At 47.3% G+C, this 7390-nt stretch carries 8 protein-coding genes and 1 pseudogene; all 9 read right to left on the reverse strand.

All coding sequences use genetic code 11. From position 1 onward, the window contains the following. Positions 1-3: 3 nt before the first annotated feature. On the reverse strand, positions 4-1740 hold the full coding sequence (locus FYJ45_RS26220; RefSeq protein ID WP_002304377.1) for a C40 family peptidase: 1737 nt from the start codon (positions 1738-1740) through the stop codon (positions 4-6). 3 nt (positions 1741-1743) lie between these two features. Next, positions 1744-4131 carry a VirB4-like conjugal transfer ATPase, CD1110 family gene (locus FYJ45_RS26225; protein WP_002588967.1) on the reverse strand — a complete coding sequence of 796 codons (2388 nt, stop codon included), beginning with the start codon at positions 4129-4131 and terminating at the stop codon, positions 1744-1746. After that, positions 4091-4525 carry a PrgI family protein gene (locus tag FYJ45_RS26230; protein ID WP_002304375.1) on the reverse strand — a complete coding sequence of 145 codons (435 nt, stop codon included), beginning with the start codon at positions 4523-4525 and terminating at the stop codon, positions 4091-4093. The genes FYJ45_RS26225 and FYJ45_RS26230 overlap by 41 nt, the downstream gene beginning before the upstream one ends. A gap of 17 nt (positions 4526-4542) precedes the next feature. Then, the gene (locus tag FYJ45_RS26235; RefSeq protein ID WP_002304374.1) at positions 4543-5409 is read right to left on the reverse strand and encodes a VirB6/TrbL-like conjugal transfer protein, CD1112 family; all 867 of its coding nucleotides are present in this window, start codon (positions 5407-5409) and stop codon (positions 4543-4545) included. A 25-nt stretch (positions 5410-5434) separates the two neighbouring features. Further along, a complete protein-coding gene (locus tag FYJ45_RS26240; RefSeq protein ID WP_002576404.1) occupies positions 5435-5650 on the reverse strand; it encodes a Maff2 family mobile element protein in 216 nt (71 codons plus the stop codon). An 83-nt stretch (positions 5651-5733) separates the two neighbouring features. Then, positions 5734-6126 carry a helix-turn-helix domain-containing protein gene (locus FYJ45_RS26245; RefSeq protein ID WP_002304334.1) on the reverse strand — a complete coding sequence of 131 codons (393 nt, stop codon included), beginning with the start codon at positions 6124-6126 and terminating at the stop codon, positions 5734-5736. 5 nt (positions 6127-6131) lie between these two features. Continuing rightward, positions 6132-6452 (reverse strand): hypothetical protein, encoded by a 321-nt coding sequence (locus tag FYJ45_RS26250; protein WP_002304332.1) that lies wholly within the window; start codon positions 6450-6452, stop codon positions 6132-6134. A 12-nt stretch (positions 6453-6464) separates the two neighbouring features. After that, positions 6465-7277: pseudogene (locus FYJ45_RS26255) on the reverse strand (VirD4-like conjugal transfer protein, CD1115 family); the annotation flags it as partial. A 32-nt stretch (positions 7278-7309) separates the two neighbouring features. After that, positions 7310-7360 (reverse strand): hypothetical protein, encoded by a 51-nt coding sequence (locus tag FYJ45_RS33455; RefSeq protein WP_456298388.1) that lies wholly within the window; start codon positions 7358-7360, stop codon positions 7310-7312. Positions 7361-7390: the final 30 nt, after the last annotated feature.

A 7390-nucleotide genomic window follows, 5' to 3' on the forward strand; every position in this document is an offset into this window, starting at 1 on the left:
CCTTTAGTTTCTGATTCTGCCGAAGCAGTAAAAATGCTGTTGCCAGTAATTCGATTCGATAGAAGCGTAGGAAATGGGGTTTCCGCAGTGGATCATCATACCATTGCCAACATAGATACCAACGTGTGATGCACCGGAGGTATCATAAGTGCCTTGGAAGAAAATCAAATCTCCCGGTTTGGCAGAGCTTTTCGGGATAATGTCGCATACGCCCATCAAACCGTTTGCGGTCAAACGACCAACACTCCAACCGTTTCCGCAGTGATTGATTACATAGGAAACAAATCCGGAGCAGTCAAAGGAGGTAGACGGGCTGCTGCCGCCCCACACATACGGGTATCCCAGATATTTTTCAGCTTCCCGAATCATATTGGCAAATCTTGTGTCTGTCAGCGCTTCGCCCGGAATATCATAATCGGTGTACTCGCCGCCAGGGGTGGCGTAAATGTCATTTCCGAAAATATCCGGTCTGTTGCCCCTTGTCTGAAGCAAAATTCTATATCGCTCCATATCATCTTCCGACAAGCCGGAATTTGAAATCACACTGTTCAAGCCCTTATTTCTGAGCTTCACATTCAGAATATAATATTCGTAATCTTCTTCCTCTGTTGTTGTCTCTCCCGTTTCGGGATCAGTAGAAGATGTTGTTCGTGTACGAATCTCTACTACTTCCGTCAGGGTCAGCTCATATTGTTGCTCAAATAGCCATTGCAGGGTAGCCTGCACCTCATCTCTGGTGTAATCCTCAAACTTCACCGTCAAATACGCCGCCAGCTCATAAGGATTGTGGTTGATTTCATCAAGGTCATACCGGTACTCGTCATATCCGCTATGAGTACGCTCGATATTATTGATTTTATTGCGGAGCGCAGCTTCCAAAGCCTTGTAATCATTGTCCGCACCAATAATATCTTCCTCTTTTGCAGTAAAAGAAGTTCCCAGAATGATCTGTGTGCCGCCTTGGAACATAGCCGAACAAGACGAGAACATCCCTGAGAGTATCATAAAAAGCAGTCCGGCAATCAAAACAAACAGAATCGTTTTAGAGTGTGTGGTGCAGAACTCCGTTACTCTTTCTGTGATGTTCTTGGCTCCCTGAGCTGCTTTGCCCGTTGCCTTGCCTGCACCCTTAGATGCAGAAGCCGTTGTCGAAGCGGTATTCTTACCGGCTTTGGCGGCAGCATATTCTTTCTTGATTGCCCTTTTCTGTTGCCAACGGGAAAAGGGATTGGAACCGGCATCGGGGTTGTCCTTTTTGAACTTCTCATACAGGGCATTTACATTTGCTTTATCTGACTTCTCAACCAGCTTTTCCGCCTTGTCGTAGGCTTTCAGCTTGTGACTGTAAACGGCATGATCGACGGTATAGACAGTGGATTCAACAGCCTTGGTCGTTTCCTGCACAGCCTGAACGCCGATATTATCATCCTCATATTCTGACACCGCCCGATGTGCTTTGGATGTGAGCGTGACTGCGGCACCACGGCTTGCCATGTGCTTTGCCACAGATGGGCGCTCGATTTCCGTAAACTCCGCTTTTTCAAAACGGAGCTTTGCTTTACGGGAACCGGCTGCATCTGTTTCCAGCTTTAGCTTCGGCTTTGCCTTTTTAGAAGCCAATTTGTCTGCCGCTTTTTCAGCCCTATCAACCGCCTTATCTGCACGGTCGGCAGCTTTCTTCACATGAGAATCTGCAAGGTCATCTTCGGTAAAACGGAGTCGTGTAGGTCTTTTCGCCATACATTACGCCTCCTTTTCCTGTGCCACCTCGTTTAACTTCGTGGTCATAATGCGATACAGTTCCAGATCTGTCGGGAATCGGTCAATGAACGGCAGAATCACATTGCCATAGAACAGAAGTCCTTCGCCCTCACCGGAGTTGGTTACATAGGACAGCTGATGCGGCGAAATGTTCAACCGCTGTGCCAGAATACTTCGGTCATCGCTTGCCTGATTCAGCATATAGATGAAATCAGAGTTTTCGAGGATGTTGGCAATCTCCGGGGAACGAAGCAGGTCTTTGACATTCTGAGTAATACCGGTCGGCAAGCCGCCCCATTTACGGAATCGCTTCCAGATTTCTACGGAATAGGTTGCCGTCTGTTCTTCCTTCAGAAGCAGATGGAACTCGTCAATATAATATCTGGTCGATTTACCGGCAGAACGGTTGGCAGTTACACGCCCCCAGACCTGATCCTGAACGATCAGCATACCGATTTTTTTCAGCTGATTGCCCAGCTCCTTAATGTCGAAGCACACCAGACGATTCTGAATATCCACATTGGTTCTGTTGTTAAACAGTTTCAGAGAACCCTTAACATAGATTTCCAAGGCGGTCGCTACATGGTGGGCTTCCTTTTCGTCCTGTTTCAGAAGGGCATCATACAAATCCTCAAGGATCGGCATATTCTCAGGGGCAGGATTGTCGAAATATCTCTGGTAAATCTGATGCACACAACGGTCGATAACCGTCTTTTCGATAGGCTGCAAGCCATCCTTACTGCCCATAATCAACTCACAGAGGGACAGGATAAAATCAGCTTTCAGTGCTACCGGGTTGTCATCCTCAGAGTAGTTCAGGTTGATGTCCATAGGGTTGATATAGTTGGTACTGGAGGAGCTGATTTTTACCACCTGACCATTGAACTTGTGAACCAGAGCCGCATATTCCGCTTCGGGGTCGCAGATGATAATATCGTCATCCGTAACCAGGAACGCATTGGTGATTTCACGCTTTGCGGAAAAGGATTTACCGGAACCGGGAGTACCCAGAATCAGTCCGTTGGGGTTCTTGAGCTTCTTTCTGTCCACCATGATAAGGTTGTTCGACAGAGCATTCAGCCCGTAATAGAGCGTTTCTCCACCATTCTGGAACAGCTCCTGCGTGGTGAAAGGCACAAAAATAGCCGTGGAACTGGTAGTCAGGCCACGACGAATCTCAATCAGGTTTTGTGCCAAAGGCAGGCTGCTCATCAGTCCGGATTCCTGCTGAAAATCCAAACGACGCAGATTGCAGTTATGCTTCTGGGCGATGCTCTGTGCCTGGAACACATTGTTCTCCAGTTCCTGCTCGGTGCGCCCGGTGTTCAGCACCAGAAATGTCACCATGAACATTCGCTCATTCTGGCTCTGCAATTCTTTCAGAAGTGACTTCGCATCTTTACCATAGGTAGCAAGGTCAGATGGGATAATGTCCATGTCATAGCCAGAACGCACAGCCTTTTTCTGTTCCTCGATTTTGGAACGGTCAAGCTCGGTGATGATTCTCTTGATGGTCTTAATCGCCGCAGTCTGGTCAACCGACTGGATGTGCATGGTCACGATCTGCGTGGATTCCATATCCAGAAAATCCGCCAGCATACGATCAGACAGGTCTGATGCCGTAATTGCCAGATAAGACATCGAACCGAAGATACTGCCCATCTGGAAGGTGCGGTTGGTCTTAAAGGCAAACGCCGTCGGAGCAATGAAGTCCTTTACGGACAGCCCGGATTCCACAAGATACTTCCAATCGAAGAAGAACTTATCATTATCACCCATGTGGAACATAGAGTGCATCAGATGCAGCCGCTCTTTGCCGTTCATGGTAGTGGCAATGACACCCAAACGCCGAAAGTTATTGAGCAGATCGTTTTCGATATGGTTGAGTCTCGGCTTTGCCTGCCGCATGGATTCGGCTTCAATGCCGAATGTCAGGTACTTGGTTTTGGTCAAGCCGTTGTTGCCCTGCGCCAACTGCTTTTTCAGCATCTGGCTATACTCGGCACGGACGGGATTGAAGCTGTCCTTCTTGAACGGGATACGGATACTCTTTTCAAAGCTTTCAGCATCGGTACTCAGGTTCATAAAGGAAAGCTCAAAGTGAATGGAGCTGTCAAAGAAATTCAGGAAACTGCACCACTCATCGAAGATGGCAGTCTTATCTTCCTGCTGTGCCAGCTGATAGTTGATGTCCTGAAACTGAATGGTCTTGGTGTAATAACTGTCAGTGACACGGCAGATGCCATCCGGGAACATTCTCTGAAAGGGAATGGACTGCTGTGCAGTCTGCGGAATACCGTTGTCCTTCTTTGCCCGTTCCACAACAGCTTTAATTTCTCGCTGCTGCTTCCGATTCAGATTTGCAGGCATTTTGATGTTTCTTGCCTGTGGCTTCTTTTTGAAAAACAATTCGTTCAACCTCCTTTTCCAGTTTGTACTGACGCATCAAAGCGTCATAATAGTTGTCCGTCTGATAAGGGCGAACCTTGGGACGAACGAATTTGGTCTGAATGAAGTGTTCTACAACCACTTCCAACGGCTGACTATCCTTTTCATACATTGCCAGAAAGAACAACGGTAACATGACGATCATCATGGACAGTGCTGCAAGGCTCACATTTCCGGTTGCTTTGACCAGAAAGAAAATCGGCACTCCGATGAGCGCCGCCGCACCAAAGCAAAGTAACTGCCGTTTCGTCAGATTGAAGAACACTTTTGTTTTTACCCTCGTCAGGTCACGAGGTACGGGAATATACGCTGCCAAACAATTTCCTCCTTCCCTTAGTGAGCGCTGAATACACCCTTCGCAAGCGAACCAGTCTTAAACAGGGTGAAGCACAAAAGGACGGTGTAGCCCATAACACCCCAGATAGAACCGATGATGTCATCACTGAATGCGATAGACTGAATCAGCACCGCATAAATGCCCACGCAGATCATAATCAGGAATCCCTGGAATCCGATTGCAAACAGCGAACGCAGATAATTCTGTCCGATATTGCTCTGTTCTCTGTTTCCAAAAGTGGAAAGCGGAATCGGGGCAAGGCTGACCATCAGATAAATTTCAATCATTCGACCGTAGACGATCACAAAGATGATGATTGCCAAAGCGGACATCGTGACCTGCACGATAAAGGATTGCAGGAACAAGCCGAGCAAAGGACCCAAATCCATTGCCATCAGCGTTTCTTCCATTGTTTCCAATGCCGAAGCATCTATGGCAGTATTTCCGGATATGATACCGGCGCTTGCGTTTATAACGTGCTGTGTCACATCAAACACAGCCATCGTGATATTGAATGTGTTTGTGATTAACATGACCGCAACAAAAGTCTTGAACACCCATTTGAAGAAGATCCAGGTTTCAAAATTTGCCAGATTGTTGTGGTCAATAATCATCTGAATTAGCTCATAACAGGCAATGAAGGTCAGAATCAAGCCTGCGATTGGGATAATCACTGACTCGGAGATGTTTCGTACCATGGCAAAGACACCCGGCGAAAAATTCGCCGGGGTCATGCCAACGGAGGTTGCTATCTCGCCAACCTGGTTGTTGACGGACTCAAACATCCCCGACAGATTTCCCATAATAGCTGAAACGAGCATTTCTTTCAGCCAGTCTGTGATCTGTTGGAGTATGCTGTCCAAAGGCGATTACCTCCTTGTTTTGTGATTAACCGAACAGTCCGGAGAGCAGAGGTACAAGGGTGGTGCCGATGAGGGCAACACCGCCGCCAGCCATGAGCTGCTTCATGCCCTGGGACTTTGCGCCGGGGTTATCGTTGCCGTAGCCCTCAAGCAGATTGATTGCACCCCAGATGCCAAGACCTGCGCCCAGAGCGATAACGAGAGTCTGAAGAACGGTTACTGCGCTATTGAAAAATGCCATAATATTTTCCTCCTAAAATTTGAAATTGTTTTGAGAATAGAAAAAGCCCTCCGTACTACCGGCATCAAAACCGGACGGAAGGCTTAGTTTACGAGAATCTTTTCAAGGAACTCCTCGACGGTTATCACGCCAAGTTTCTGTTCCATTCTGCTTCTTGCATATTCAGTTTCACAATCATATATATCACCACCACCTTTCATAAGAAACAGCCAATACATTGACTGCAACAAATCTTCACGAGAAGCACAGATTGTCGGTGAAAAAACGACAGGTGAAACCTTCAGAACCTCTGCGAGTTTCGCTGTGGTTTCTGCATTAGGGGTTCGAGCGTTTTTCTCATACTGAGCAATACGGACATCCGCTGTTTTCTCGGAATACCCCATCAGGAGTCCAAGCTCTTTCTGGGTAAGGCGGCGAAATCGTCTAACGAACTTCAATCGCTGCCCAATAGAGGTATCCGTGATCCACCAAGTCATTTTTTTTACACCTCGCTTTCTGCAAATTCTCGATATACAACCTCATTTTTTGCTCTGCGCTTGCCTACGGCTTCACTGGGAGCAAGGTCAGGGTAGGTTGCCTGCACTTTCTGTCTGCTTCTGCGGACAGTTTCAAACCCCGGAAAGCTGCGTCTATCCAGTTCCTTCAAAAACACAGGAACCGTCATGGCATGAATGTCGATGCCACGCAGACCGGAATAGTGTTCCAGTACCATCAGGTACAAATGATTGTCGGTATTTCTTGCCTTGTGGTCGTGTTCCAAGATGTTCTTAACCAGGGCAGATACCGTTTTCAGATTTTCCAAACAGAAACCTCCTTAATCCGCATCGACTACCACAAACTCATCACCTGCCTTGAGCTTCAACCTTCGACTCAGAAACTGCTCAATGTTGAACTCATTTCTCTTATCAAAGTCTGATGTGTACTTATAATTGGGGTGCTGCGTCAGATCGTACTTGTCAGAAAGAAACGGTCTGACACCACGCAACTGCAAAATACACTTGCTGCCATCCAGAACCGCAAGCTCATCTACGCTCGCAAGGTCTTTGCCTAACTTCTGATAATTCAAGCCGTAAGACGGGCTGTTACCTCTGGTGTTGGAGGTGTTGTAGGTGTCGATAGTTTCTTTTCCCAATGCCTGATTCAGTTCTTTGAGCGTGGTTGGCTCAGAACCACCCAGGAAAATTCGGGAATCCATGTTGCCGATGATGGTATCGGCATTGTCTTTATAAATGGCTTTCAGCTGTGATTGTGCCTGGAGAACAAGGCAAGCCGATATTTCACGGCTTCGGATTGTCGCTACCAGTTTTTCCAGATTGGGAATCTGACCGATGTTTGCCATCTCATCAATCAAGCAGCGCACATGAACCGGCAGTCTGCCGCCGTACACATCATCTGCTTTCTCGCACAACAAGTTGAACAGCTGTGTGTAAATCATGGAGATCAAAAAATTAAACGTCGCATCCGTATCTGACATAATCAGAAAGAGCGCCGTTTTCTTATCTCCGAGAGTATCCAACTGCAACTCGTCATAGGCAGTCACATCTCTGACCTCCTGAATATCAAAAGGAGCCAGACGAGCGCCGCAGGAAATCAAAATCGACTTAGCGGTCTTGCCAGAAACGAATTGTCAAGGACTTTTTAATCAAGTTTACAAAGAAGTCACATTCTGCGGACTTCTTCACGGAGCAGACGCTTGATTTTGTCCTCCATCGTCTCTTTGGCGGTCTCGCTGAAATGGAC

This window comes from Eisenbergiella porci (assembly GCF_009696275.1).
GTDB classification, from domain to species: domain Bacteria; phylum Bacillota; class Clostridia; order Lachnospirales; family Lachnospiraceae; genus Eisenbergiella; species Eisenbergiella porci.